At 60.8% G+C, this 26,649-nt stretch carries 24 protein-coding genes; 10 read left to right on the plus strand and 14 right to left on the minus strand.

Going from position 1 to position 26,649, the window contains the following annotated elements; genetic code table 11:
- Nucleotides 1-30: 30 nt before the first annotated feature.
- Nucleotides 31-246, minus strand: a complete 216-nt coding sequence (gene rpsU, locus M8Q45_RS27735; RefSeq protein ID WP_002551877.1) for a 30S ribosomal protein S21 — start codon at nucleotides 244-246, stop codon at nucleotides 31-33.
- A 199-nt stretch (nucleotides 247-445) separates the two neighbouring features.
- Between rpsU and tsaD the strand changes: the two genes are divergently transcribed.
- A complete protein-coding gene (tsaD, locus tag M8Q45_RS27740; RefSeq protein ID WP_249877204.1) occupies nucleotides 446-1,471 on the plus strand; it encodes a tRNA (adenosine(37)-N6)-threonylcarbamoyltransferase complex transferase subunit TsaD in 1,026 nt (341 codons plus the stop codon).
- Nucleotides 1,472-1,479: 8 nt separating this feature from the next.
- On the opposite strand, the gene plsY is transcribed toward tsaD, so the two are convergent.
- Complete coding sequence (plsY, locus tag M8Q45_RS27745) at nucleotides 1,480-2,049, minus strand: glycerol-3-phosphate 1-O-acyltransferase PlsY (RefSeq protein ID WP_249877205.1); 570 nt, start codon at nucleotides 2,047-2,049, stop codon at nucleotides 1,480-1,482.
- 74 nt (nucleotides 2,050-2,123) lie between these two features.
- On the opposite strand from plsY, the gene folB reads away from it, so the two are divergent.
- Together folB and folK are read left to right on the plus strand one after the other, a co-directional pair.
- Nucleotides 2,124-2,477 (plus strand): dihydroneopterin aldolase, encoded by a 354-nt coding sequence (folB, locus tag M8Q45_RS27750; RefSeq protein ID WP_249877206.1) that lies wholly within the window; start codon nucleotides 2,124-2,126, stop codon nucleotides 2,475-2,477.
- Nucleotides 2,468-2,986 carry a 2-amino-4-hydroxy-6-hydroxymethyldihydropteridine diphosphokinase gene (folK, locus tag M8Q45_RS27755; protein WP_249877207.1) on the plus strand — a complete coding sequence of 173 codons (519 nt, stop codon included), beginning with the start codon at nucleotides 2,468-2,470 and terminating at the stop codon, nucleotides 2,984-2,986. The genes folB and folK overlap by 10 nt, the downstream gene beginning before the upstream one ends.
- A 17-nt stretch (nucleotides 2,987-3,003) precedes the next feature.
- On the opposite strand, the gene M8Q45_RS27760 is transcribed toward folK, so the two are convergent.
- The 11 genes from M8Q45_RS27760 to M8Q45_RS27810 form a co-directional block, all read right to left on the minus strand.
- Complete coding sequence (locus tag M8Q45_RS27760; RefSeq protein ID WP_249877208.1) at nucleotides 3,004-4,230, minus strand: multifunctional CCA addition/repair protein; 1,227 nt, start codon at nucleotides 4,228-4,230, stop codon at nucleotides 3,004-3,006.
- A gap of 64 nt (nucleotides 4,231-4,294) precedes the next feature.
- Complete coding sequence (locus M8Q45_RS27765; RefSeq protein WP_181287217.1) at nucleotides 4,295-5,860, minus strand: SpoVR family protein; 1,566 nt, start codon at nucleotides 5,858-5,860, stop codon at nucleotides 4,295-4,297.
- Entirely contained in the window at nucleotides 5,857-7,128 is a 1,272-nt protein-coding gene (locus M8Q45_RS27770; protein WP_030139231.1) for a YeaH/YhbH family protein, read from the minus strand. Before M8Q45_RS27770 ends, M8Q45_RS27765 begins: the two co-directional genes overlap by 4 nt.
- A gap of 116 nt (nucleotides 7,129-7,244) precedes the next feature.
- Nucleotides 7,245-9,167 carry a PrkA family serine protein kinase gene (locus tag M8Q45_RS27775; RefSeq protein ID WP_030139230.1) on the minus strand — a complete coding sequence of 641 codons (1,923 nt, stop codon included), beginning with the start codon at nucleotides 9,165-9,167 and terminating at the stop codon, nucleotides 7,245-7,247.
- 300 nt (nucleotides 9,168-9,467) lie between these two features.
- Nucleotides 9,468-9,797: a thiosulfate sulfurtransferase GlpE gene (gene glpE, locus M8Q45_RS27780; protein ID WP_249877209.1), complete on the minus strand. Its 330-nt coding sequence runs from the start codon at nucleotides 9,795-9,797 to the stop codon at nucleotides 9,468-9,470.
- Nucleotides 9,798-9,830: 33 nt separating this feature from the next.
- On the minus strand, nucleotides 9,831-10,706 hold the full coding sequence (locus tag M8Q45_RS27785; RefSeq protein ID WP_249877210.1) for a symmetrical bis(5'-nucleosyl)-tetraphosphatase: 876 nt from the start codon (nucleotides 10,704-10,706) through the stop codon (nucleotides 9,831-9,833).
- Entirely contained in the window at nucleotides 10,706-11,086 is a 381-nt protein-coding gene (gene apaG / locus M8Q45_RS27790; RefSeq protein ID WP_030139227.1) for a Co2+/Mg2+ efflux facilitator ApaG/CorD, read from the minus strand. Before apaG ends, M8Q45_RS27785 begins: the two co-directional genes overlap by 1 nt.
- A gap of 107 nt (nucleotides 11,087-11,193) precedes the next feature.
- Complete coding sequence (gene rsmA / locus M8Q45_RS27795; RefSeq protein ID WP_249877211.1) at nucleotides 11,194-12,012, minus strand: 16S rRNA (adenine(1518)-N(6)/adenine(1519)-N(6))-dimethyltransferase RsmA; 819 nt, start codon at nucleotides 12,010-12,012, stop codon at nucleotides 11,194-11,196.
- A complete protein-coding gene (gene pdxA, locus M8Q45_RS27800; RefSeq protein WP_249877212.1) occupies nucleotides 12,009-12,998 on the minus strand; it encodes a 4-hydroxythreonine-4-phosphate dehydrogenase PdxA in 990 nt (329 codons plus the stop codon). The genes rsmA and pdxA overlap by 4 nt, the downstream gene beginning before the upstream one ends.
- On the minus strand, nucleotides 12,995-14,311 hold the full coding sequence (gene surA / locus M8Q45_RS27805; protein ID WP_249877213.1) for a peptidylprolyl isomerase SurA: 1,317 nt from the start codon (nucleotides 14,309-14,311) through the stop codon (nucleotides 12,995-12,997). The genes pdxA and surA overlap by 4 nt, the downstream gene beginning before the upstream one ends.
- Nucleotides 14,292-17,090, minus strand: coding sequence for an LPS-assembly protein LptD (locus tag M8Q45_RS27810; RefSeq protein WP_249877214.1), 2,799 nt, complete (start codon nucleotides 17,088-17,090; stop codon nucleotides 14,292-14,294). The genes surA and M8Q45_RS27810 overlap by 20 nt, the downstream gene beginning before the upstream one ends.
- A 130-nt stretch (nucleotides 17,091-17,220) precedes the next feature.
- On the opposite strand from M8Q45_RS27810, the gene M8Q45_RS27815 reads away from it, so the two are divergent.
- Genes M8Q45_RS27815 through M8Q45_RS27825 form a run of 3 tightly spaced genes read left to right on the plus strand, consistent with a single transcriptional unit; the run spans nucleotide 17,221 to nucleotide 19,683 of the window.
- On the plus strand, nucleotides 17,221-18,246 hold the full coding sequence (locus M8Q45_RS27815; protein ID WP_249877215.1) for an aminoglycoside phosphotransferase family protein: 1,026 nt from the start codon (nucleotides 17,221-17,223) through the stop codon (nucleotides 18,244-18,246).
- Nucleotides 18,243-18,914, plus strand: a complete 672-nt coding sequence (murU, locus tag M8Q45_RS27820; protein WP_249877216.1) for an N-acetylmuramate alpha-1-phosphate uridylyltransferase MurU — start codon at nucleotides 18,243-18,245, stop codon at nucleotides 18,912-18,914. The genes M8Q45_RS27815 and murU overlap by 4 nt, the downstream gene beginning before the upstream one ends.
- Nucleotide 18,915: 1 nt before the next feature.
- The gene (locus tag M8Q45_RS27825; protein ID WP_249877217.1) at nucleotides 18,916-19,683 is read left to right on the plus strand and encodes a TerB family tellurite resistance protein; all 768 of its coding nucleotides are present in this window, start codon (nucleotides 18,916-18,918) and stop codon (nucleotides 19,681-19,683) included.
- Between the two features lie 231 nt (nucleotides 19,684-19,914).
- On the opposite strand, the gene M8Q45_RS27830 is transcribed toward M8Q45_RS27825, so the two are convergent.
- Entirely contained in the window at nucleotides 19,915-20,910 is a 996-nt protein-coding gene (locus M8Q45_RS27830; protein WP_249877218.1) for an alpha/beta hydrolase family protein, read from the minus strand.
- Nucleotides 20,911-20,984: 74 nt separating this feature from the next.
- Here M8Q45_RS27830 and M8Q45_RS27835 point away from each other — a divergent pair, with 74 nt between their 5' ends.
- The 4 genes from M8Q45_RS27835 (at nucleotide 20,985) to M8Q45_RS27850 (ending at nucleotide 26,636) form a co-directional block, all read left to right on the plus strand.
- Nucleotides 20,985-23,381 carry a PAS domain-containing sensor histidine kinase gene (locus M8Q45_RS27835; RefSeq protein WP_249877219.1) on the plus strand — a complete coding sequence of 799 codons (2,397 nt, stop codon included), beginning with the start codon at nucleotides 20,985-20,987 and terminating at the stop codon, nucleotides 23,379-23,381.
- A 62-nt stretch (nucleotides 23,382-23,443) separates the two neighbouring features.
- The gene (locus M8Q45_RS27840) at nucleotides 23,444-24,073 is read left to right on the plus strand and encodes a response regulator (protein ID WP_047702279.1); all 630 of its coding nucleotides are present in this window, start codon (nucleotides 23,444-23,446) and stop codon (nucleotides 24,071-24,073) included.
- 345 nt (nucleotides 24,074-24,418) lie between these two features.
- On the plus strand, nucleotides 24,419-25,543 hold the full coding sequence (locus M8Q45_RS27845) for an ABC transporter ATP-binding protein (RefSeq protein WP_181287203.1): 1,125 nt from the start codon (nucleotides 24,419-24,421) through the stop codon (nucleotides 25,541-25,543).
- Between the two features lie 49 nt (nucleotides 25,544-25,592).
- On the plus strand, nucleotides 25,593-26,636 hold the full coding sequence (locus M8Q45_RS27850) for an ABC transporter substrate-binding protein (protein ID WP_249877220.1): 1,044 nt from the start codon (nucleotides 25,593-25,595) through the stop codon (nucleotides 26,634-26,636).
- The last annotated feature ends 13 nt before the right edge of the window (nucleotides 26,637-26,649 follow it).

The following is a 26,649-nucleotide window of genomic DNA, read 5'->3' on the forward strand; positions in this document are numbered from 1 at the left end:
GGCAAGAAGCTTGCGACGGACGTCTGTGTATTAGTACAGACGTACGGCGCGGCGCTGTTCGCGCTGAACTTTCTTGGCGTGACGCTTAACAGCGGCTGCTGCTTTGCGCTTACGCTCGGAAGTCGGCTTCTCGTAGAATTCGCGGCTACGAACTTCAGCCAGAACACCGGCTTTTTCGCAGGAGCGCTTGAAACGACGCAGAGCTACGTCGAAGGGTTCGTTCTCTTTTACTTTGACGGCTGGCATCCAGAGCTACCTTCATTCATTACCGGGGTCAACATCCTCGCGGCAAAAGAGCACTTGAAGACGTCGGTTTTTAAGGGTTGCGGATGTTAACCCCTCATCGCTCGGAATGCAAAGCCTCTGATCGAAAACAGCTGGTCGGGGCACAACGCGGCGACTATTATGCGCGCCTTCGAATTCAGCCTCTACAAGGCGCAAACCCATGCTAGTACTGGGATTAGAAACGTCCTGCGACGAAACCGGCGTTGCACTCTACGACAGCGAGCGTGGCCTGCTGGCCGACGCTTTGTTCAGTCAAATCGACCTGCATCGCGCCTATGGCGGCGTGGTGCCCGAGCTTGCGTCCCGCGATCACGTCAAGCGCATGCTGCCCTTGATCCGCCAGGTCCTGGCCGAAGCCGGCTGTGTGCCGACCGAGATCGATGCCATCGCCTACACCGCCGGGCCGGGCCTGGTGGGTGCGCTGCTGGTCGGTGCCTCCTGTGCCCAGGCACTGGCCTTTGCCTGGGGCATTCCGGCCCTGGGCGTGCATCACATGGAAGGCCATCTGCTGGCGCCGATGCTGGAGCCGCAACCGCCGGAATTTCCGTTCGTCGCTTTGTTGGTGTCGGGCGGTCATACGCAGCTTGTCCGCGTGGACGGAATCGGTCAGTACGCCCTCATGGGGGAGTCGCTCGACGATGCCGCCGGGGAAGCTTTCGACAAAACCGCGAAAATGATGGGCCTCAACTATCCGGGCGGACCGGAAATCGCGCGGCTGGCAACCCAAGGGGTCGAAGGACGTTTCGTCTTCCCTCGTCCGATGTGCGATCGGCCTGGCCTGGATTTCAGCTTCAGCGGCCTGAAAACCTTCGCGTTGAATACCTGGCAGCAGTGCGTCAGCGCCGGGGACGACAGTGAGCAAGCCCGTTGCGACATCTCCCTGGCATTCCAGCAGGCCGTGGTGGAGACTTTGACCATCAAATGCAAGCGTGCCTTGAAACAGGCCGGGCTCAAGCGCCTGGTCATCGCCGGCGGCGTGAGTGCCAATAAAGCCTTGCGACTGTCGTTGGAGAAAATGCTTGGCGATATGAAGGGCGACGTTTACTACGCCCGACCGGAGTTCTGCACAGATAACGGCGCGATGATCGCTTTTGCCGGCTGCCAGCGGTTGCAGGCCGGCCAGCAGGAAAGCCTGGCGATCAGCGTGCAGGCGCGTTGGCCCATGGAGCGGTTGGCGCCGCTGTGAAGCGGCATTTAAAAATGCCGTTCGCGCCCGGCGAACAGGTCGCGTAGATTGCCCCGGTGGCGCCAGACGATCAGTGCAACCAGCGCGGTCATTGGCAGCAGGGCCGCCGGTTCCTGCCAGGCTAGCAACGGCAGGGTCAACGGCGTGGCGATCAGCGCGGCCAGGGAACTGGTGCGAGTCAGGTAGAAGGTCAGCAGCCAGGCGCAGGCAGCCAGCAGGGCGGCAGGGGGATAAAGACCCAGCAGCATGCCGGCGGCGGTGGCGACACCCTTGCCGCCACGAAAGCGGAAGTACAGCGGGAACAGGTGGCCGATAACGGCGCAGACGCCGATCCAGGCCTGTTGTTGCAACGAGAGCCCTGCAAGGCTGGCGATCAATACCGGGACAAGGCCTTTGCAGAGGTCGCCGAGCAGGGTCAGGATGGCGAGTTTGCGTCCGGCCAGGCGCAGCATGTTGGTGGCGCCGGCATTGCCCGAGCCACTCATTCGCGGATCCGGTCGACCGGTCAGGCGGCTGAGCAAAATGGCGAAGGACAGTGAGCCGAGCAGGTAGGCGAGGATCGCCAGTAACCAAAACATGCTAACCATTCCGGGCGAGGACGCCCTGATTCTAACGGCGCATTGCGCCCTTGTCGTGCTGCGGAGAAAAGTGCTTGGACAGAGTGTTTATCGAGGGCCTGGAAGTCGACACGGTAATCGGTGCCTACGACTGGGAGCGAGGTATCCGACAGTGCCTGCGGCTTGACCTGAGCTTCGCCTGGGACAACCGTCCGGCTGCCGCGGGCGACGACCTTGCCCTGGCTCTCGATTACGCCAGCGTTTCGGCGCGTATCCAGGCGTTCGCTGAGCTGGCGCAGTTCCAGTTGGTCGAGACCTTTGCAGAGCGTTTGGCCAAGGAACTCATGGACGAGTTCGAGATTACCTGGCTACGCCTGAAAGTAACCAAGCCTGGCGCCGTTCCGGCTGCCAGTGGGGTTGGCGTGGAGATCGAGCGCGGATGTCGCTGATACAGGTTTTCCTCGGGCTCGGCAGCAATATCGAGCGCGAAACCCATTTGTGCGCAGGGCTTGAGGCATTGGCCGGTTTTTTGGTCGATATGCGTTGCTCGGCCGTGTTCGAGAGCCAGCCGGTAGGCATCAAGAGCGGTCCGTTCTTCAATTTTGTCGTGTCGGCCTTCACTGACCTGCCGCTGATGGAGCTGGATCGCCGGCTCAAATTCATCGAGGCCGACAATGGTCGTTACGCGCCGGACCGCAAGGGGCTGCCGCTGGATATCGACGTGTTGTTGTACGGCGAACAGGTTGGCAACTTCGATGGGTTGATCCTTCCCCGCGCGGAAATCCTCAAGAATGCCTTTGTGCTGTGGCCTTTGTCGTTGATCGCGCCGGATCGGATTCATCCGGGCGTGGGCAAAAGCTTTGCCGTGTTGTGGGAAGAAGCGCAGATCGACCAGGTGCTGGCGCCGGTGGCATTCGAGTGGCGAGGGAAGCCGCTTACGCCATCGGATCTGCTGTAGAGCGGCGGCCGACATCGTCAGCTCGCCGCTTCCTTGTAAGCCTTCAGTGCCCTGAGGCGCTCACGCTTGATCGCCTCTCCGAGTTCCGGTCCCTTGAAGCCTTTCTCCAGCAACGGTTGCACCGCCACTGCCCGGGCCGCTGACGCAGCGCCTCGCAGATAATCGGCCTGTGGATAACTTCGCTCTTCAAGCCCCTTGCGCCCGCGCGCGTCCATCTCGCATGCGGCGATGAACTCCTCGAAGCGCTGGGGGCGCCGGTACACATCGAAACTCTGCAGCAGCTCAAGCAAAGTGGATGCCTTGAGTTCCAGCGCGCGATGGCCATGGGTGTGGTATTGGCCCACCAGTAGCGCCAATTCCTGACAGTCGCGGGGCGCCTTGAAACGCTCGTTGACCGCTTTGATCAGTTTCAGCCCGGTGTGTTCATGAGCGATGTGCCGTGGCCATTCATGCTCAGGCGTCAGGCCTTTTCCCAAATCGTGCAGCAGGCAAGCCCAGCGGACCGACAGCGGCTGCTTGAACCGTGCAGACTGTTCCAGCACGCCCAAGGTATGAGCGCCCGTGTCGATTTCGGGATGATGGGCTTCGGGTTGTGGTACGCCGAACAATGCATCGACTTCGGGCATCAGGATCTTGAGCGCATCGCAGTCACGAAGCACTTGAATAAATACCTGCGGCTGGTTTTCCATCAGTGCGCGGGAGATTTCTTTCCAACTGCGTTCGGCCGTCAATGCTTCCAGCTCGCCTGAACCGCTGAGTTGGCGCATCAGCTCAAGCGTCTCGTCTGCAACCTTGAAGCCCAGCGGGGCATAGCGCGCGGCAAAACGAGCAACACGCAGGACCCTGAGGGGATCTTCGGCGAAAGCCATGGAAACGTGACGCAGCATGCGTGCTTCGATATCACGCTGGCCATGATAGGGATCGATGAGATTGCCATGATCATCTTCGGCAATCGCGTTGATTGTCAGGTCCCGGCGGATCAGGTCTTCTTCGAGCGTCACCTCGGGGCTGGCATGGAACACGAAGCCGCCATAACCCCTGCCGCTCTTGCGTTCCGTGCGGGCGAGGGCATATTCCTCGCCTGTCTTGGGGTCAAGAAATACCGGGAAATCAGCCCCTACGGGGCGGAAGCCCTTGGCGAGCATTTCCTCGGCGGTGGCGCCCACCACGACCCGATCGATGTCGGTGACGGGAATCCCCAGCAGGCGGTCGCGAACGGCGCCGCCAACTTTGTAGATCTGCATAAAAAACCTCCGTTGGGCCGACAGGATAAACCTTTACGCCGGACCGCCGGAGGCGAAAACGCTATCAAAGATGTATGACGGCCAAGTCCAGGCGGCCATAGTCTCCTTCGGCTTGTTCATTTCGCGGGGGGACATGATGGGTTTTCATCACTTGATCGCCTTGCAGGGTTTCGAGGTGAATATCGAATCCCCAGAGGCGATGCAGGTGCTTGAGGACTTCATCGGTTGAATCGCCCAGTGGCTTGCGATTGTGCTGTTGATGACGGAGCGTCAGCGAGCGATCGCCGCGGCGGTCGATGCTGTAGATCTGTACGTTGGGTTCGCGATTGCCCAGGTTGTACTGCGCCGCCAGGGTTTCACGGATGATGCGATAACCGCTTTCATCATGGATTGCGGGTACCAGCAGGTCGTCCTTCTGATCATCGTCAAGGATGCTGAATAGCTTCAGGTCGCGAATCACCTTGGGCGAAAGGTACTGCAGGATGAAGCTCTCATCCTTGAAGCTGCTCATCGCGAATTTGATCGTGGACAACCAATCCGACCCGGCCAGCTCAGGAAACCAGCGACGATCCTCTTCGGTCGGGTTTTCGCACATGCGCCGAATGTCGCGGTACATCGCGAAGCCCAGCGCATAAGGGTTGATGCCGCTGTAGTAAGGGCTGTCGAAGCCGGGCTGGAACACCACGCTGGTATGGGATGTGAGGAACTCCATCATGAAACCGTCAGTGACCAGGCCCTCGTCGTACAGGTCGTTCATCAGTGTGTAGTGCCAGAACGTCGCCCAACCCTCATTCATGACCTGGGTCTGGCGCTGTGGATAGAAATACTGGGCAATCTTGCGCACGATCCGCACGATTTCCCGCTGCCAAGGCTCCAGCAGCGGCGCATGTTTCTCGATGAAGTAGAGAATGTTTTCCTGGGGCTCGGCAGGGAAACGCGCATTGTCCTTCTCGCTGTATTTGTCCGCGCCCTTGGGGATGGTCCGCCATAGGTCGTTGATCTGTTTCTGCAGATGTTCTTCCCTGTCCTTCTGTCTGCGCCGCTCTTCTTCAGCGGAAATCGGATAGGGGCGCTTGTAGCGGTCCACGCCGTAGTTCATCAAGGCATGGCAGGAATCCAGCAGGTCTTCCACGGCGTCGATGCCGTGGCGTTCTTCGCACTGCATGATGTACTGCTTGGCAAATACAAGGTAATCGATGATCGAACTGGCATCGGTCCACGTACGGAACAGATAGTTGCCCTTGAAGAAGCTGTTGTGGCCATAGCAAGCATGCGCCACTACCAAGGCCTGCATGCAGATGGTGTTTTCTTCCATCAGGTAGGCAATGCACGGGTCGGAATTGATCACGATTTCGTAGGCCAACCCCATCTGGCCCCGGCTATAGGATTTTTCCGTACTGAGAAAGTGCTTGCCATAGGACCAGTGGTGATAGCCCAGCGGCATGCCGACCGACGCATAGGCGTCCATCATCTGCTCGGCGGTGATCACTTCGATCTGGTTCGGGTAGGTGTCCAAGGCATAACGGTCCGCGATACGGCTGATTTCGCGGTCGTAGGCCTGTATCAGTTCGAATGTCCATTCGGAACCGGTGGAAATGGGCTGGCGCTTCTGCTCTTTTTTGGCGGTCATGTCACTAACCTGCGCTGGAAGAGTTCACGGAAGACCGGGTAGATATCCCCGGCCGAGACCAGTTGCTGTTGGGCAAACGTGTCGGAAAAGGCTTCGGCGATGCGTTCGTATTCGTACCACAGGGCCTGGTGTTCGCGTGGAGTTATTTCCACATAGGTGTAGTACTGGACGAACGGCATGATCTGGTTGATCAGGATGTCGCGGCAAATGGGCGAATCGTCGTTCCAGTTATCCCCGTCGGACGCCTGCGCCGCATAGATATTCCATTCATTGGCTGGATAACGTGCGGCCATGATTTCCTGCATCAACTTCAAGGCGCTGGAAACAATGGTGCCACCGGTTTCCCGGGAATAGAAAAACTCTTCTTCGTCGACCTCTCGGGCACTTGTGTGGTGACGGATGAACACCACGTCGATCTTGTCGTAGTTCCGCTTCAGGAATAGGTACAACAGGATGAAAAAGCGCTTGGCGATGTCCTTGGTTGCCTGGGTCATGGAGCCGGATACGTCCATGAGGCAGAACATCACGGCCTTGGAGCTGGGGTTTGGTTGCTTCACCAGCAGGTTGTACTTGAGGTCGAAGGTATCGAGGAACGGTACGCGATGGATGCGCGCGCTGAGTTTCTCGATCTCCGCTTCCAGGTCCTGGATGTCGCCGAAATTATCCGGCTCCTCGCGCTTGAGCCGGGCCAGTTCTTCCTTGGCTTCGCGCAGTTTCGCCCGGCTGCTGCCTGACAGGGCAATGCGTCGGGCATGGGCTGAGCGCAGGGTGCGGATGATATTGATGCGCGAGGGGTTGCCTTCGTTGCTGATACCGGCGCGTACGGTCTTGAAGGTGTCAGTGCCGGTCAGGTTGCGCTTGACCAGGTTCGGCAATTCCAAGTCCTCGAACATGAACTCAAGGAACTCCTCCTGGGTGATCTGGAAAACGAATTCGTCCATGCCTTCGCCGGAATTGCCCGCCTTGCCAGGGCCTTTGCCACCGCCCCCGCCCGGTGGACGAGGGATGTGCTCGCCGCTGGTGAATTCCTTGTTCCCAGGGTGCACGACGGTCTGTTTGCCGCCGCGGCCATGGTGAAGCACCGGCTCGTCGATGTCGCGGCCGGGAATGCTGATCTGTTCGCCGTGTTCCATGTCAGTAATGGAGCGACGGCTGACCGCCTCTTCGACGGCTTTCTTGATGTGATCACGGTAGCGCCGCAAAAAACGCTGGCGGTTCACCGTGCTCTTGTTCTTGCCATTAAGGCGTCGGTCGATCACATAGCTCATAGGCCCCTCCGGGGGAGCTTCAAGTCGTGAGCTACAAGCTGCAAGTAAAAGCAGGCGCGGACTCAGGGCTCACGCGCTTTTCTCTTGCAGCTCATAGCTTGTAGCTTGTCGCTGTACTACTGCGATTTCCGGACCCGCAGGTACCACTCGGACAACAGTCGTACCTGTTTGTCGGTGTAGCCACGTTCGACCATGCGTGTAACGAAATCGTTGTGTTTTTGCTGGTCCTCCTTGCTGGCCTTGGCGTTGAAGCTGATGACGGGCAGCAGGTCTTCGGTGTTGGAGAACATTTTCTTCTCGATGACCACCCGCAGCTTCTCGTAGCTGAGCCACGTAGGGTTCTTGCCGTTGTTGTTGGCCCGGGCGCGCAGGACGAAGTTGACGATCTCGTTGCGGAAATCCTTCGGATTGCTGATGCCCGCCGGTTTCTCGATCTTTTCCAGTTCCTCGTTAAGCGCCACGCGATTGAGGATCTCGCCGGTTTCCGGATCGCGGTATTCCTGGTCCTGGATCCAGAAGTCTGCGTACAGCACGTAGCGATCGAAGATGTTCTGGCCGTATTCGCTGTAGGACTCCAGATAGGCGGTCTGGATTTCCTTGCCGATGAACTCGATGTAGCGGGGCGCCAGGTATTCCTTGAGGAAGCGCAGGTACCGCTCGCGGGTTTCCGCCTGGAATTGTTCCTGCTCGATCTGTTGCTCAAGCACGTACAGCAGGTGGACCGGGTTGGCGGCGATTTCATGCGGATCGAAGTTGAAGACCTTGGACAGGATCTTGAACGCGAAACGGGTGGAGAGGCCGTTCATCCCTTCGTCCACGCCCGCGTTGTCGCGGTATTCCTGGATCGACTTGGCCTTTGGATCGGTGTCCTTGAGGTTTTCGCCGTCGTAGACCCGCATCTTCGAGTAGATGTTGGAGTTCTCCGGCTCCTTGAGGCGCGACAGCACAGTGAACTGAGCCAGCATCTTCAGTGTGTCGGGCGCGCAATGGGCCTTGGACAGCGAGCTGTTGAACAGCAGCTTGTCGTAGATCTTCACCTCGTCGGTAACCCGCAGGCAGTAAGGCACCTTGACGATGTAGATTCGGTCGATGAAGGCTTCGTTGTTCTTGTTGTTGCGGAAGGTGTGCCATTCCGATTCGTTGGAGTGCGCCAGCAGGATGCCGCTGAACGGAATCGCCCCCAACCCTTCGGTGCTGTTGTAGTTACCTTCCTGGGTGGCGGTCAGCAACGGGTGAAGCACCTTGATGGGCGCCTTGAACATTTCGACGAATTCCATCAGGCCCTGGTTGGCCCGGCACAGCGCGCCAGAATAGCTGTAGGCGTCGGCGTCGTTCTGTGGGAATTCCTCCAGCTTGCGGATATCGACCTTGCCCACCAGGGCGGAAATGTCCTGGTTGTTTTCATCCCCAGGCTCGGTCTTGGCGACCGCAATCTGGTTGAGGATCGATGGGTAGAGCTTGACCACACGGAACTGGCTGATGTCACCGCCGAACTCGGCCAGGCGCTTGGTAGCCCATGGCGACATGATGGTGTTGAGGTAGCGGCGCGGGATGCCGAAATCTTCCTCGAGAATGGCGCCATCCTCGGTGGCGTTGAACAGCCCCAGCGGGGACTCGAACACCGGCGACCCCTTGATGGCATAAAAGGGCACTTTCTCAATCAGTTGCTTGAGCTTCTCGGCCAGTGACGATTTACCGCCGCCGACGGGGCCGAGCAGGTAGAGGATTTGTTTCTTCTCCTCCAGGCCCTGGGCGGCATGGCGGAAGTAGGACACGATCTGCTCGATGCATTCTTCCATCCCGTGGAAGTCGGCAAAGGCCGGGTAGCGGCGGATCACCTTGTTGGAAAATATCCGCGAGAGCCTCGAGTTGGTCGAGGTATCCAGCAGTTCCGGTTCTCCGATGGCCAGCAACAGACGCTCCGCGGCCGATGCGTAGGCACTGCGGTCCTGCTTGCAGAGTTCGAGGTATTCCTGCAGCGAGTACTCCTCCTGCCGCGTGGACTCGAAACGTTGCTGGAAGTGGCTAAAAATACTCATGACGTCACCTCGCTCGATACGTGGAGCCGGTGTCGGATCAATCAGTCGATGCTGGACAGCCGCTGGGAACCCAGTTGCCGTTTTACCCCCCAGAATGCTTTCAGGAACGTTGGCTCCTGAAAGCTGACTCCCGATGACCCGCGCGCCGGTGTACCGGCTCTCCCCTGTTTTGGATGGCCTGAGGCTAAGGATAGTTCGGAATCGGAGAGGTAAAGGTTGAATACGTAATTAGTTATGGCAGACCGTTCGTCTGCCATCGCCCAAGCCCGCGGTTCGCGTGGGCTTGGGCGGCATAAAAAATTATTCCTGGGTACCTTGCCCTGTTTCTGCTGGGTAAGTTGTACGCCATAGCTCAAAACCACCGTCCAGGCTATAGACGTCACTGAAGCCCTGGCTGACCAGGTAGGCTGCGGCACTCTGGCTGGAATTGCCGTGGTAGCAGACCACGATGGTAGGCGCATCGAGGTCGGCGGCACGGATGAAGTCGGCAATGGAATGGTTATCCAGATGCTTGGAGCCACTGATATGCAAAGCGGCGAAAGTACCTGGGTCGCGCACATCGACGACGACGGCGCCTTGTTCACGAAGGGCCTGGGCCTGTTCGGGGGGGATGCGTTTGAATTCGGACATTTAGGACTCCTGTGGCCTGATGCACAAAGCCGATCAAAGGGCAGTGCCGGCCCGCAATGATGCAGTGGTCGATGGATGTGGTTTGGCGTGGCCCTTCTCGTCGCAATCGCAGCGCAGCAGCTCGCCGGTGTCGACGTTCATCAGCGTCAGTGCGCTGCCCCATACGCAGCCGGTATCAAGGGCAAAGACCCCGGGCTCGTCGCTTTGACCTTCAAGGGCCGCCCAGTGGCCAAAAATGATCTTCAGGTTACGGGTCTTGCGCTCTTTGTGCTTGAACCATGGCGCATAACCGGGTGGGGCGGTCTCGATACCTTCCTTGCCCTTGAGATCGAGCTTGCCGTCGCGGGTGCAGAAACGCATGCGGGTGAAATAGTTGGTAATGACCCGAAGCCGGGCCGCGCCGGTGAGGTCATTGTCCCATTTGACCGGTTCGTTTCCGTACATGCCGTCCAGGTAGGGGCCGAACAGGTTGTCGTCCCGTAGCGCCTGCTCCACTTCGCTCGCGCACTTTAATGCCTTGCGCAGGGACCATTGGGGCGGAATGCCGGCATGGACCAGTGCAAGGTTGCGCGTCTCGTCGTAATGCATGAGCTTTTGCTGGCGCAGCCATTCGAGCAGCTCGACGCAATCAGGCGCGTCCAGGATTTCTTTCAAGGTATCGGATTTTTTCAGGCGCTCGATGTTCCGCCAAGCGGCCAGCAGGTGCAGGTCGTGGTTGCCGAGCACGCAGACCAGCGAATCGCGGATGCCATGGAGGAAGCGAAGGGTTTCGAGCGATTGCGGGCCACGGTTGACCAGGTCGCCCACCAGCCAAAGCGTGTCTTTGTGCGGATCAAACGCTACCCGTTCCAGCAGGCACTTGAGTGGGTCGAGGCAACCTTGCAGGTCGCCGACCGCGTACGTGGCCATCAGTGCAATGCTCCGGGCACCGCCAGGCGAAAGGGTTTGATGATGGCGTCGAAGCGTTTGCCGTCCTCGGCCAGCATTTGGTAGGTACCCTGCATGGTGCCGACCTGGGTAGTCATCACCGTGCCGCTGCTATAGCTGTGGCTTTTGCCCGCGTCGATCAACGGTTGCTGGCCGACCACGCCCTCGCCGCGGACTTCCTCGACGTGTCCGTCGCCGTCGGTGATGACCCAGTGCCGCGACAATAGCCTGGCCGGCAAAGAGCCGTTGTTGCGCACCGTGATGGTATAGGCGAAAGCGAAACGGTTGTGTTCGGGTTGCGACTGTTCTGCCAGAAAGCGGGTGGCGACGCTGACGTCGACCTGATAACGAGGATCGGACATGCAAAAAGGCCTTAAGCGGGACGCGGACATGACTCAATAGATTAGTCTAGGCCACGTATCGGGTAGTAAACCAGACCGGCGTACTGCCCGATAGCGGTCATGGCCTGTTAGTTGGCAGCCGTCGTGGGCGCGACTTGTTCGCTGAGCTTGTCGGCCAGGCGCACGAAAGCCGCCAGGTCCAGTTGCTCGGGACGCAGGCTGCCATCGACGCCGGCGGCTTCGATTTCGGCGCTGCTGAGCAACAGCTTCAAGGTGTTGCGCAGGGTTTTGCGACGCTGGTTGAAAGCTTCGCGCACCACGCGTTCCAGCAAGCGATGATCCTTTGCCGGATGCGGCAGGACCGCGTGGGGGACAAGCCGGACGATTGCAGAGTCGACTTTCGGCGGTGGGTTGAACGCGCCCGGGCCCACGTTGAACAGGTGATCCACGCGGCAATGGTACTGGACCATGATCGACAAACGCCCCCAATCGCCGCCGCCAGGGCCGGCGGCGAGGCGCTCGACCACTTCCTTCTGCAGCATGAAGTGCATGTCGCGGATCAGGCTGGCATTGTTCAGCAGGTGAAAAATCAGCGGCGTGGAGATGTTGTATGGCAGGTTGCCCACAACTCGAAGGCTGCCCGGCGCGGCGTTCAGGCTGTTGAAGTCGAATTTCAGGGCGTCGCCTTGGTGCAGGTTGAAGTTGCTCTTGCCGGCGAATTGCTGGTTAAGGATCGGGACGAGGTCCTTGTCCAGTTCCACCACGTCCAGCTGTGCGCCGCTGCCGAGCAAACCTTCGGTCAGGGCACCTTGGCCCGGCCCGATCTCGAGCAGGCGGTCATCCACCTTGGCATTGATGGAGCGCAGGATGCGATCGATCACGCCAGCGTCATGCAGGAAGTTCTGGCCGAAGCGCTTGCGCGCGCGGTGTTGGTATTGCTCGGTCATAAATGGGTCTCGGCCATCTGGTAGGCGGTTTCCAGCGCGACTTGCAGGCTGCCGGTGTCGATCTTGCCGCTGCCGGCCAGGTCCAGGGCAGTGCCGTGGTCCACCGAGGTGCGGATGATGGGCAGGCCCAGGGTCACGTTGACCGCCGCGCCGAAGCCTTTGTACTTCAGCACGGGCAGGCCCTGGTCGTGGTACATCGCCAGCACCGCGTCGCAGTGCTCCAGATATTTGGGGGTAAACAGAGTGTCGGCCGGCAGCGGGCCACGCAAATCCATGCCCTCGCTGCGCAAGCGTTCCAATGTGGGTTCGATGATGTCGATTTCTTCGCGGCCCAGGTGTCCGCCTTCGCCGGCATGGGGGTTCAGCCCGCACACCAGGATGCGAGGCTGGGCGATGCCGAATTTTTCCTGGAGGTCGGTGTGCAGTATCCGCGTGACCCGTTCGAGGCGTTGCGGTGTTACGGCGTCGGCGACATCCCTCAGGGGCAGGTGAGTGGTGACCAGCGCCACGCGAAGGCCTCGGGTGGCGAGCATCATCACGACTTGCGCGGTCTGGGTCAGGTCGGCCAGGAACTCCGTGTGGCCGGAAAACGGTATGCCGGATTCGTTGATCACGCCCTTGTGCACCGGGGCGGTGATCATGCCTGCGAAGGCTCCGTCCAGGCAGCCCTGGCCTGCGCGGGTCAGGGTTTCCAGGACGAACGCCGCGTTGGCGGTGTCCAACTGTCCCGTCACGACCGGGGCGCCCAAAGGGGTATCCCAAACATACAGGCAGCCGGCAGGCGCCGGAGCATCCGGCCAGGCATCCGGCGTGACCGATAGCAGGTCAACCGCCACCCCCAACTGCGCGGCCCGCTCAATGAGCAGGTCGCGGCTGGTGATGGCAATCAGGGGATGCGGCTGGGCTTGCGAGGCGAGCAGCAGGCAAAGGTCGGGACCAATGCCGGCTGGTTCGCCGGGGGTCAGCGCGAAACGCTTGGGTTTCACTGCGCTGCCTGGTCTGCGCCAGGGAGTTTGATCTCGACGTAGGCTTCGTCGCGAATCTGACGCAGCCAGGTTTGCAACTCTTCGTCGTATTTGCGGTTACGCAATACCGTCATGGCTTGCTGCTCGCGCGCCTGGGTCGTGCTGTCGGTGGCGCGGCGGCCAAGGACTTCCAGTACGTGCCAGCCATAAGGACTCTTGAACGGCTTGGACAGTTGGCCCTGCGGTGTTTCGGCCATGACCTGGCGGAACTCGGGAACCAACGCATTCGGATCGACCCAATTCAGGTCGCCACCGTTCAGGGCTGAACCCGGGTCTTCCGAGAAGCTCTTCGCCAGCTCGGCGAAGTCCTCGCCAGAAGTGATCCGTTCGTAAAGCTTCTCGGCCAAACGCTTGGTTTCGGCTTCGCTGCGGATTTCACTCGGCTTGATCAGGATGTGGCGAACATGTACTTCGTCGCGCACCTGGGTGCCGCCACCGCGTTTTTCCAACAGCTTCAGGATGATGAAACCGCCGGGTGTACGGGCTGGCTGGGTGATGTCACCCACGGCCATGGAACTGAGCTCGCGATCGAACGGAGGGGGCAACTGAGCGGCTTTGCGCCAGCCCATGTCGCCGCCTTCCAGGGCGTTCTCACTGGCGGAACGCGCCACGGCCATCTGGCCAAAGTCAGCGCCTTGCTTGAGTTGCTGGTAAACGTCCATCGCCTGGCGATATGCACTCTGGATCGCTTCGGAGTTGGCGCTTTCAGGCGTGGGGATCAGGATGTTGGCCAGGTGCAGCTCTTCGGACAACTGCATTTTGCCCAGGTCGGAAGCGAGGAAGTTCTTCACTTCTTGCTCGGACACCTGGATGCGTTCGGCCACACGACGCTGCCTTACACGGCTGATGACCATCTCGCGACGGATCTGGTCGCGAGCGTCGTCAAAAGACAGGCCGTCGCGAGCCAGGGCGGCGCGGAACTGGTCGATGGTCATGTTGTTGCGCTGGGCAATGGTGCCGACAGCCTGGTTCAGCTCTTCATCGGTGATGCGAATGCCGGAACGTTCGCCAATCTGCAACTGCAGGTTTTCAACGATCAGGCGCTCAAGCACCTGCTGGTCCAGCACGCCCGGTGGCGGCAAGCCACCGCCACGCTTGGCAATGGTTTGCTGCACTTCATGGACACGCTGGTCCAGTTGGCTTTGCATGACCACGTCGTTGTCGACGATGGCCACGACCTTGTCGATGGATTGCACCGCGGCGTTGGCCGCGGTACCCAGGAACAGCGCGCCCAGCATCAGCGGGCGCAGACAATCAGAAAGCTTGGTCTTCACGTTCACGATAACCTTGAATGCCTTTGTCGAGGAAACTCTCTACCTTGGCGCCGGTGAGGCCGCCGAGTCCCTTCAGAACAATTTGGAGGAAGACGCCGTGGTCGCCTTTTTCGTTTTCCGGGGCGGCTTGACTGAACTCTTCATAGTCGACCCAGTAACGGTTGATCAGGCGCAGTTTCCAGCAGCAGTTGTCGTATTCGAAACCACCAAAGGCTTCCAGGGTACGGTTGCGGTTGTAGTCATACTGCCAGCGGCTGATGGCGTTCCACTGCGGCACGATCGGCCAGATGACCGAGAAGTCGTGCTGCTTGATCTTGTAGTAGTCCTTCACGTAGCCGGGCTGGCCCGGGGTGCCGTAGTCGCCGCCGCCCACTTGCCATTGGCCAGTGGCCTCGTCGTAGCGGACCTGGTCGTTGCGATAACGGTAACCGGCGTTGATGACCTTGTTCGGGTTGTCTTCCGGCTGGTAATGGAACATCGCGCTGCCCGAGCGAGGGCTGTGGGTGTCCGGGTCCCAGTTGTAGGTCGCCGTGGTGCGCCAATCGCGGTTCCAGCGATATTCGTATTCCAAGGCGTACGGGGAAACGTCGGACTTGGCGTCTTCGCGAGTCTTGAAGTCGATGCCTGGCAGTTGGACTTCGCGATCCTTGAAGTACAAGGCCTGGCCAACGCTGACGCGTTGACGCTCGAAACCGTTTTCTTCGATCCAGCGGCTGGTCACGCCCAGGGACAGCTTGTTCTCGTCGCCGACACGGTCGGAGCCGGTGAAGCGGTTATCCCGGAACAGCGAGGAATAGCTGAAGGTCGATTCGCTGGTATCGAACACCGGGATATCGCTCTGGTCCTTCTCTGGTACATAGAGATAGAACAGGCGGGGCTCCAGGGTCTGGCGGTAGTTGGTGCCGAACCATTGGGTATCGCGGTCGAAATACAGGCCGCTATCGATGCTGGCGATCGGAACGCCACGGCTCTGGCTACTGCTGTAGGTGCCGCGCAGGCGATCGGCTTCGGCGTTCTGCGCCGCGACCTGCGATTTGCCCCTGCTGTCCAGGTCCAGATCATATTGGGTGTACTGGTATTTGAGCGACGGCTTGATATAGCCGTAGCTCGCGGTCATCGGCAGGCTCATCACAGGGGCCAGGTTCAGGCGATCGCCGTTAGCCCTGGCCAAGCCGCGGATGTTGTTGTCGAGGAACGGCTCAGTATTTCCGTCTTCGTCGGTGTAGTTACCGGTCCGCAAATCGCGATCAAACCGCACCAGCTCGGTCTTGTACGCGAAATCCAGACCATACGGATGTTCGGGCAGAGAGCCGTTGAAAGTGATCTGAGGCAGGCGGTTATAAGGCGTGACCTTCGAAATCGTCGCCATCTGGTAAGCCTGGGCATTCAACCGCGCGGTGTAGTTGTCACCGCGATAGCTGACGGCACCTTGCTGGTTCACATAGTCCCGCGACTCCACGCCGATCTGGTCGGTCTGGAGGTCCTGGAAGTAGTACGGATCGCTGATCTTGGTGTAGTCGACTTCCGTCAGCACGCGCGAATCGAGGCCGCCCTTGTGCTGCCAGTTGTACATGTAGCGGGTCTTGTCGTAGTCAGTCTGCCCACTGCGCTCATCGTCCTCATCGTTGAGGTACGACGCGCCGAACTGGCCTTCGCTGGACTTGGTCAGGTAACGGAACTCACCCTCCATCAACAGGCCGCGTTTGCCCATGTAGCGTGGGTACAACGTGGCGTCGTAGTTTGGCGCCAGGTTGAAATAGTACGGGGTGACCAGCAGCAGGCCGGTATCGCTGCCGCTGCCAATGGTCGGCGGCAGGAAGCCGGACTGGCGACGGTCGTCGATCGGGAAGTAGATATACGGGGTGTACAGGACCGGAATGTCCTTGACCCGCAGTGTCACGTTGGTTGCAGTCCCGAAACCGGTGGCCGGGTTCAAGGTGATGTTGTTGCCCTTGAGTGTCCAGGCGTTGCTGTTCGGTTCGCACGTGGTGTACGTACCGTCCTTGAGACGGATGATCGCGTTCTCGGCGCGCTTGGCATAAAGCGCATTACCGCGGATGCGCGACTTGTGCATCACGTATTCGGCGTTGTCGACCTTGGCTTCGCCGGTGTCCAGCTGAACATCGGCGTGGTCGCCGACGATCAGCGCACCGTTGTCGCGAACCCGTACGTTGCCATTCAACTCGCCACGGTTCTCGGCCTGGTACAGGCTGGCCTCGTCGGCTTCTACCTGCATGCTGCCCTGGCGCATGACCACGTCACCGGCCAGGGTCGCTACCTGCTGCTCCTGCTCGTAACGCGAGGCCTTGGCGCCCAGGAAGGTCGGGGCGTCGCTTTTGGCCGTCTTGTCGTTCATGCCAGGACGCGTCGGTTCGATATACGCGCCAGCGCAGTAGGGACCGGTTTCAGCCAGTTGAGCGGGCGTGAGGTTCTCGCGGGGAACCCAGTCCAGGTGACTGTAGTCTGCACTGCGCGACTTCAGGCCACGGCCCTTGGCTTCGGTGACCAGCATCGGCTTTTCGCCGGCTTCTTCGCCAGAACCGCTTTCGGCCGGGGCGCTGCCACTGTCGGCAACCGCACTGCCTTCATGCACGGGGCGCGGCGGCAATGCAGCGGCCGGCGTCTTGGGTGAACAGTCCCAGGCACCCGAAGCGGAGACGGAGCAGTCATACTGCTGCGCCGCGACGACGAATGAAGAGGCCAAAGGTTGCAGGGCCAGCAGACTGCCGGTGACCAGCAACGGAAATTTTTTACGAAACGCGGGGGATTTCAATGCCATCTTATTAGTCCGGGCTTCCTGCGTGCCATCTGCCCGCGGTGTGGGCCGCACGCCTCTCGATGGTCTGAAAAAGATGCTGGATAATAAAGCATGACCCGCTTGACGGCTAGCGCCGTCGGAGACCCTTGCAATGCCTGACCAAGATGTACGCTTGCAACACCTGAAAGTTTGGCTCGATGAGCAACTACCGATCCTTTTCACCCGGCAAGGTTGGGGCGCCGTGCCCCCGGCCACATTGACCGCGGCCAGCAGCGACGCGAGTTTCCGGCGGTATTTCCGTTGGGAAGGCGCGGGCCGCAGCCTGATCGTGATGGATGCGCCGCCGCCACAGGAAAACTGCAAACCCTTCGTCGATATTGCATTTTTGCTGGCGAAATCCGGCATCAACGTGCCAAAAATTTATGCCGAAGACCTCGAGCGCGGTTTTCTTTTGCTCAACGATCTGGGCAACCGGACGTATCTGGACGTGATCGACGGCGAAAATGCCGACGATTTGTTCCGCGATGCCCTGCAAGCCTTGTTGGCGTTTCAGCAACTGCCGATGGTGGCGCCGCTGCCCAGCTATGACGTTGCTTTGCTGCGTCGCGAACTGGAGCTGTTCCCGGAGTGGTACGTCAAGCGCGAGCTGGGTATCGAGTTCGATACGACTCAGCAACAGCTCTGGCAGCAAGCGTCCGACCTGTTGATCAACAGCGCCCTGGCGCAACCGAAAGTATTGGTGCACCGCGACTACATGCCGCGCAACCTGATGCTCAGCGAGCCCAATCCAGGCGTGCTGGATTTCCAGGATGCCGTCTATGGCCCGGTCACCTACGACGTGACCTGTCTGTTCAAGGACGCCTTCCTCAGTTGGCCCGAGGAGCGTGTGCGCGGTTGGCTGGAAAATTACTGGCAGGAAGCCGGTGCCCTTGGCATCCCGGTCCAGCCGGACTTCGAAGATTTCCTGCGCGCCAGCGATTTGATGGGTGTCCAGCGCCATCTGAAGGTGATCGGCATCTTCGCGCGTATCTGCCATCGCGACGGCAAGCCGAGATACCTGGGTGATGTACCGCGGTTCTTCGCTTATATAGAGGCGGTCATCGCCCGTCGTCCTGAATTGGCACCGCTCGATGAGCTGCTTTGCAGCCTGCGCGAATCGGCCGGAGCGACCGCATGAAGGCGATGATCCTGGCGGCAGGCAAGGGCGAACGCATGCGGCCCCTGACGCTGACCACGCCCAAGCCTTTGATCCGCGTCGCCGGCGTTCCCTTGATCGAATATCACCTGCGCGCGCTGGTTGCCGCCGGTTTCAGCGAGGTCGTGATCAATCACGCCTGGCTCGGCCAACAGATAGAGGACTACCTGGGAGACGGCTCGCGGTTCGGCGTGCGCATTGCCTATTCGGCGGAAGGCGAGCCATTGGAAACCGGCGGCGGCATCTTCCGCGCGCTGCCGATGTTGGGCGACGAAGCGTTCGTGGTGGTCAATGGCGACATCTGGACCGACTTCGATTTCAGCACCTTGCATCGACCGCTCGACGGCGTGGCTCACCTGGTGTTGGTGGACAATCCCGAGCATCACCCCGGCGGGGATTTCACCCTGGCCGACGGAAAGGTTCATGAAGGCGCGCCGACGGCCGACAAACTGACCTACAGCGGGATCGCAGTCCTGCACCCGCGGCTGTTCGACGGTTGCGTTGACGGCGCGTTCAAGCTTGCGCCGCTGCTGCGCCGGGCCATGGCCCTGGAACAGGTCAGCGGCGAACGCCTGGATGGGCATTGGATAGATGTCGGGACTCATGAACGCTTGGCGCAGGTTGAAACATTGATAGAAGCGAGCTGTTGATATGTGGTGGCCAGGGACTCTGATCGGAGCGGGAGCGGGCTTTGCCATATCCAGCATCCCGGGGGCCATGCTCGGCGCATTGTTGGGACAGGCGCTGGACCGGCGCCTGGACCTGCACAGCTGGGCGCAAGTGCGTGAGCGCCTGGGCGGTCGTCCGGCGTTGCGCAACGATGAATTGTTGTTTGTGTTGCTCGGACGCCTGGCGAAAAGCGACGGGCGCGTCGTCGATGGGCATATCCAGCAGGCTCGCCAAGAGATGCGCGCGCTCGACTTGAGCGAGCCGGCGCAACGTCGCGCCATCGCGGCGTTCAACCGGGGCAAGTCCGAGCACGATCGCTTGCGCGGTTATCTGCGCCGCCTCGCCCTCCAGCCCCATGCGGCTGAAGGCGTGCTACGGGCTTGCTGGCGGATGGTGTGGGCCGATGGCCGCGCAGGTGCGAGTGAGCGCGAGTTGCTTGCCCAATGGGGCAAGTGGCTGGGCTGGACGCCGCAGCAGGTCCAGGCGCTGGCGATCGATTACGAACCGCAGAAACTGTCGCGACCCAGCAGCGGCGTGACTTACCAGGAGGCGTTGCGGCTGCTGGGCGTTTCCGCCACCAGTGAGCCGTCACAGATCAAGCGGGCTTACCGTCGGCTGCTCAGCCGTCATCACCCGGACAAGATCGCCGGTAGCGGGGCGACGCCCTTGCAGGTGCGTGAAGCGACCGACAGGACCCGGGAGCTGCATAACGCCTATAGGCTGATTCGCGAACGGCGGGATTTCCGCTGATTCACCGCGCTCATGCTCATGCCCGTGGCGAGGGAGCTTGCTCCCGCTGGCGTGTAGGAGCTGCCGAGCGAAGCGAGGCTGCGATCTTTCCAGCACCCGTTGAGCCTTAAGCGAAAGATCAAGACCAAAAGATCGTCCGAACGCGGCCCGTGCCTTCGGCAGCTCCTACCGCAGCCGAGCGGGAGCAAGCTCCCTCGCCACAAGAGCTGTCGTTCAGAACTGGGGGAAGTCTTACTCCCCCGGGCTTTGTGGATTCAACCAACCCCGAACCCGCCGGAACAACTGTTCCTGCTCCGCCGCTGCGTTGGGCAACGCCTTGAGGGCGACCTGGCTGAAATTCGACCCCTTCAATCGCTTGCTCGCTTGCAGGCGTTCCAGGGCCGCGTTGCGATTCAATGGTTTGTCCATATAGAAGATGTCGGCGGTGGCCAGCTTCAGGGTGGGCGTCAGTTCGGCCAGGCCCGGCGTGGCGGTGACGGGCGTTTGGGCCGCGACCATCACGAAGCGTTCGATCTGCGCGGGCTGCTTTTCGCTGAGGTAGCGCGCCGCCCAATAGGCACCGGTGCCGTGGCCCAGCAGCACGATGCTGCGGGCGCTCTGCTGTTCGGCGTAGGCCAGCGCCGCATCGATGCGGGCAAAAATCCGTTCGGCGTCGGCCTTGGCATGTTCTTCACCGGTTTCGGCGATGGCGGGATCTGCCGCATCGGCTTCGCCCCCGGCAACTTGCTCGATGGGGGCGGCGGTGGTGGCGTCCGGCGCTGCGGCCGCTACGTCCGCCGGTTTGGTTTCGGGCGGTGTTTCCACGGTGCGGGGCGCGATGACGTCGCTTTGCAGGTCTGGCAGCGTGATGCTCAGGCTGCCCCATTCGGCATCCGGCAACTTTTTGCGCAACGGGCCGATTGCTTGAGGCCAGTCAGCTGTTTCGCCTGCGCCGGGGATTATGATGACCGCGCCCTTGGGGTCGCTGGTGTTGGCTGGCTTCCACAGCGCAAGAAAAGCATCGCTGCCGGTTTGTAGCTGTTGTTGTTCCTGGGACGGGACCTTTCGTGCAAGCGCCGCCGCTTCTTCCTGGCTACGCTCGAGCAAGGGTTGACGTTCGGCCGGCTTCTCTTCGGCGGGTTGTTCCGCAGCGGCGGGGGCTGGTTCGCCGGCGTGCACAGAAAATGCACTCGGCAGTATCAGCGACAGGCACAATGCTGGCAACGCCAGGCGATAAACAGAGGGCATCGGATATTCCATGACCAGAAGTATTTCCGGCAGCCTAATGGGTTGGTCAGTATTTGTCAGTGCGTGAGACTTCGATGATGCGTTTTTGCTGCCTGTGGGTTATCGGCTGTTTATGGCTTCCCTTGATGGCCTGGGCCGCGCCTGCGCCACAGACCCATGACGTGCAACTCAATGGCGTCCAGCGCCAGTGGTTGGCGGAGCATCCGCAGCTACGGGTCGGCCTGGTGCTGCAGGCACCGTACGCGCAATACGACCGGCGCTTGCAGCGTTTGTCCGGTACCAACGTCGAGCTGATGCAGTGGTTGGGCAAGGCTTTGAGCGTCGAACTGACCTGGCGCAACTTTCAAGACGTCGCGCAACTGGAAGAGGCAGTGCGCGATGGCGAAGTGGATGTCGCGCCGGGCCTGACCCAGACCCCGGGGGGGCTCAGGCTCTGGCAATTTTCCGACCCTTATATGCGTGTGCCGCAACTGATCGTTGGCGCGCAGAAAGGCGCCGAGGGCGTGGAGTTGGAGAAACTCGACACCCAGAGCCGGGTTGCGGTGCGCATGCCCAGCGCCACCGCCGATTATCTGCGCAGCAACTATCCGGCGCTCAACTTGCAGGGGGTGCCGTTGGAGCGTGAAGCCTTGCAGCTGTTGCTGACCCAGCAGGCCCGATACGCGGTGGTCGACGAGGCGCAACTTGGACGGCTGATGGTCGAACCCGAATTCGCCGAGTTGGCGGTGGTGGGTGACATCGGTTCGCCGCAATTGCTGCGGGTCGCCACGCGCCGTGATTGGCCGCAACTGGCCGATATCATCGACAGTGCCCTGCAGGCCATTCCCGCCAAGGACCTGGAACAACTGCACAGCCGCTGGCTCAAGCCAAAATATCCACGCCTGACCGAGACCCCGGGCTTCTGGCAGAACCTGACGCTGTTGCTCCTGGCAATGTTGCTCAGCAGCGTGGCCATCGTATTCTGGCAGCGCCGCCAGCAACGCTCAGTGGAGCGTCGCCTGCGTGCCGCGCGGGAAGACATCGCCCAACGCACCGCCAGCGAAGAAGCCTTGCGCTTGACCCAGTTTTCCATCGACCAGAGCACTGTCGGCATCCTCTGGGTCAATTGGGACAGCCATGTGCGCTACGCCAACCGCGCTGCCGAAACCATGCTCGGCTACGCGCCGGGCGCGATCATCGACCGGCCACTGATCGATTTCGAGCCGGGCCTGCACATGGATCGCTGGCTGAACCTGTGGAAGCGTGCCCGTGCCAGTGAGGAGGGGCCGCAGAGTTTCGAGACCGAGTGCGTGCGGGCGGATGGGAGCATCCTGCCGGCCGACGTTTCCTTGAGTTTCCTGCGTTTTCGTGATGCCGAATACCTGGTGGTCTACCTCAACGACGTGACGGAACGTCGACGTGCGCTGGCGGCTTTGCGCGAAAGCGAGGCGCGCCTGCAGGGCATCGCCGCCAACGTTCCGGGAATGGTCTTTCGCCTGGAGCGGGCATCGGTGACCGGACAGATCGACTTTGCCTACATCAGTGAAGGCAGCGAAAGCCTGGTGGGCTATTCCCCGGCAACCCTGGCCCGTAGCGATACCGGGCTGCGCAGTCTGGTGCACCCCGAAGACAAGTCTGGCTATCACCGTTCCCAGGACCAGGCGCTGGACAGCGACAGCGATTGGTCTTGGCAGGGACGCATCCTGACCCGCGAAGGCCTGGAGCGCTGGGCCGAAATCAAGGCGATCACCCGTCGCCTCGAAGATGGCGCCTACGTCTGGGACGGTATCGTCTGGGACATCACCGACAGCAAGCGCATCGAACTGGAGCTGGCCAGTTCCCGGGAGCAATTGCGTGAACTGTCGGCGCACCTGGAAAGCGTACGGGAAGAGGAAAAGGCGCGGATCGCCCGGGAAGTGCACGACGAACTGGGTCAGATGCTGACGGTACTGAAGCTTGAAACTTCCATGTGTGAATTGGCCTACGCACAACTCGATCCGGGCCTGCAGGAACGGCTCAACAGCATGAAGCGCCTGATTGCGCAGCTGTTCCAGTTGGTGCGCGACGTGGCGACGGCGCTGCGCCCGCCGATCCTGGACGCCGGTATCGCCTCGGCCATCGAATGGCAGGCCCGGCGTTTCGAGGCGCGTACGCAGATTCCTTGCCTGGTGCAGGTACCTGACAACCTGCCGCCCTTGAGCGACGCCAAGGCCATCGGCCTGTTTCGGATACTCCAGGAGGCGCTGACCAATGTGATGCGCCATGCCCAGGCGCATACCGTAGAGTTGACGCTGGTGCGGGAAGACGACCAGTTGTGTCTGACAGTCAGCGATGACGGTGTAGGATTCATTACTGATGCGGGACGGCCAACGTCCTTTGGCCTGGTTGGCATGCGTGAGCGCGTATTGATCATGGGCGGGCAGTTGACCCTCGACAGTGAGCCGGGGGAGGGCACGACCTTGTCGGTGCGCGTGCCATTGCATGAGGCTTGATGGGATAGACAAAAGCTGTGGGAGCGAGCCTGCTCGCGAAGATCCTGAACCTGGAGAAGAACGTGATCCGTGTACTGGTAGCCGAAGACCACACCATCGTCCGTGAAGGCATCAAGCAGTTGATCGGCCTGGCCAAGGATCTGGTGGTCGCGGGGGAGGCGAGCAACGGCGAGCAGTTGCTCGAGACCCTGCGCCACGTGCCCTGCGAAGTGGTGCTGCTGGATATCTCCATGCCGGGGGTCAACGGCCTGGAGGCAATCCCACGGATCCGGGCGCTGAACAATCCACCGGCGATCCTGGTGCTGTCGATGCATGACGAGGCGCAGATGGCCGCTCGTGCCCTGAAGGTCGGCGCCGCCGGCTATGCCACCAAGGACAGCGATCCAGCCTTGCTGCTCATGGCGATTCGTAAGGTCGCGGCGGGCGGGCGCTACATCGACCCGGACCTGGCCGACCGCATGGTCTTCGAAGTCGGCCTGACCGACACCCGACCGCTGCATTCGCTGTTGTCGGAGCGCGAATTCTCGGTCTTCGAGCGCCTCGCCCAGGGCGCCAATGTCAACGACATAGCCCAGCAGTTGGCCTTGAGCAGCAAGACCATCAGCACCCACAAGGCGCGGCTGATGCAGAAGCTCAACATCACCTCGCTGGCCGAATTGGTGAAATACGCGATGGAGCACAAGTTGCTCTAACCCCCCACGCGTCCCCTTGTGGGAGCGAGCTTGCTCGCGATTGCGTCGGCCCATGCTGCATTGATATTGGCTGATGTACCGCTATCGCGAGCAAGCTCGCTCCCACAAGGAAATGCGCTGACATACCTATTTGCGACACGCCCCAATACCACATTCGCCCCTACTTGCAGCGTGCCGCTTGAAACTCGCCGCTGCATTTACTCAATCCCGCCATCCGTGTAGGGCAATCCCTACCCCGACTCTTCCATCCGGCTGAGGTGATTCTCTCCTGCGCCCCGATTTGCGTGGCCCCCAGGCTCCACTAGGCTTGATTCACAAGCAGTCATCAATACAAAAGGTGCGGGTATGAGCCAGGTCGATTCAAGCGCGGGGACCAGCGATGTGCTGGTCAGCTTTCGTGGTGTGCAAAAGAGCTACGACGGCGAGAACCTGATCGTCAAGGACCTCAACCTGGACATTCGCAAAGGCGAATTCCTGACCCTGCTCGGCCCCTCCGGCTCGGGCAAGACCACCAGCCTGATGATGCTCGCCGGTTTCGAGACCCCGACCGCTGGCGAGATCCAGTTGGCCGGTCGCTCTATCAACAACGTGCCACCGCACAAGCGCGACATCGGCATGGTGTTCCAGAACTACGCGCTGTTCCCGCACATGACCGTGGCCGAGAACCTGGCCTTCCCCTTGACCGTGCGCGGCTTGAACAAGAGCGACGTCGGTGACCGGGTCAAGCGTGTCCTGAGCATGGTGCAGTTGGACACCTTCGCCCAGCGCTATCCCGCACAGTTGTCCGGCGGCCAGCAGCAGCGGGTGGCCCTGGCCCGGGCGCTGGTGTTCGAACCGCAGTTGGTCCTGATGGACGAACCCCTCGGCGCACTGGACAAGCAATTGCGCGAACACATGCAGATGGAGATCAAGCACCTGCACCAGCGCCTCGGTGTGACCGTGGTCTACGTGACCCACGACCAGGGCGAAGCGCTGACCATGTCCGACCGCGTGGCCGTGTTCCACCAGGGCGAGATCCAGCAGATCGCCCCGCCGCGCACACTCTACGAAGAACCGAAAAACACCTTCGTCGCCAACTTCATCGGCGAAAACAACCGCCTCAACGGTCGCCTGCACAGCCAGACCGGCGACCGCTGCCTGGTGGAGCTGGGACGCGGCGAGAAAGTCGAGGCCCTGGCCGTCAATGTCGGCAAGCCTGGCGAGCCGGTCACGCTGTCTATCCGGCCGGAGCGGGTGAGCCTTAACGGCTCCAGCGAACAATGTGTCAACCGCTTCTCAGGGAGGGTGGCGGAATTCATCTATCTGGGCGACCACGTCCGGGTTCGCCTGGAAGTCTGCGGCAAGAATGACTTCTTCGTGAAACAGCCGATTGCCGAGCTCGATCCCGCGCTCGCCGTCGGGGACGTGGTTCCGCTTGGCTGGCAAGTCGAGCATGTGCGTGCGCTCGATCCCCTTCTAGAGGCGAACTGATCGCCCCCAGCTGTACCAACACCAACCCTGCACGTGGAGAGAACAATAAATGTTGAGATCCCTGAAGTTCACAGCCCTGACACTGGGCATGATGGGTGCGGCAAGCGCGATGGCGGCGGGCCCGGACCTGACCGTGGTGTCTTTCGGCGGGGCGAACAAGGCGGCTCAGGTCAAAGCCTTCTACGCACCGTGGGAAGCGGCCGGCAATGGCAAGATCGTGGCGGGCGAATACAACGGCGAAATGGCCAAGGTCAAGGCCATGGTCGACACCAAGAGCGTTTCCTGGGACCTGGTTGAAGTCGAGTCGCCGGAGTTGTCCCGTGGTTGTGACGAAGACATGTTCGAGCAACTCGATCCGAAGCTGTTCGGCAAGGCCGAAGACTACGTCAAGGGCGCCATCCAGCCTTGTGGCGTAGGTTTCTTCGTATGGTCGACCGTGTTGGCCTATAACGCCGACAAGCTGAAGACTGCACCGACCAGTTGGGCGGACTTCTGGGACACCAAGCAATTCCCGGGCAAGCGCGGCCTGCGCAAGGGTGCCAAATACACCCTGGAATTCGCCTTGATGGCCGACGGCGTGGCGCCGAAGGACGTCTACAAAGTGCTGGCCGGCAAGGATGGCCAGGACCGCGCCTTCAAGAAGCTCGATGAGCTCAAGCCGAACATCCAGTGGTGGGAAGCCGGTGCGCAACCGCCGCAATACCTCGCTTCAGGTGACGTGGTCATGAGCTCGGCCTACAACGGCCGGATCGCCGCGGTGCAGAAGGAAAGCAATCTGAAAGTGGTGTGGAACGGCGGTATCTACGACTTCGACGCGTGGGCTATCCCGCGTGGCCTGGACAAGACCCGTGCCGAAGCGGCGAAGAAATTCATCGCCTATTCGGTGGCTCCGCAGCAGCAGAAGACCTACTCGGAAAACATCGCCTACGGCCCGGCCAACACCCAGGCAGTACCGTTGCTCGCCAAGGATGTCTTGAAAGACATGCCGACCACCCCGGAAAACATCGCCAACCAAGTGCAGATCGACGTCAGCTTCTGGGCTGACAACGGCGAGCAGCTGGAGCAGCGCTTCAACTCCTGGGCGGCGAAGTAGGCGCTGCCGAAGG

The organism is Pseudomonas sp. T1.Ur (assembly GCF_023516725.1).
GTDB lineage: Bacteria > Pseudomonadota > Gammaproteobacteria > Pseudomonadales > Pseudomonadaceae > Aquipseudomonas > Aquipseudomonas alvandae.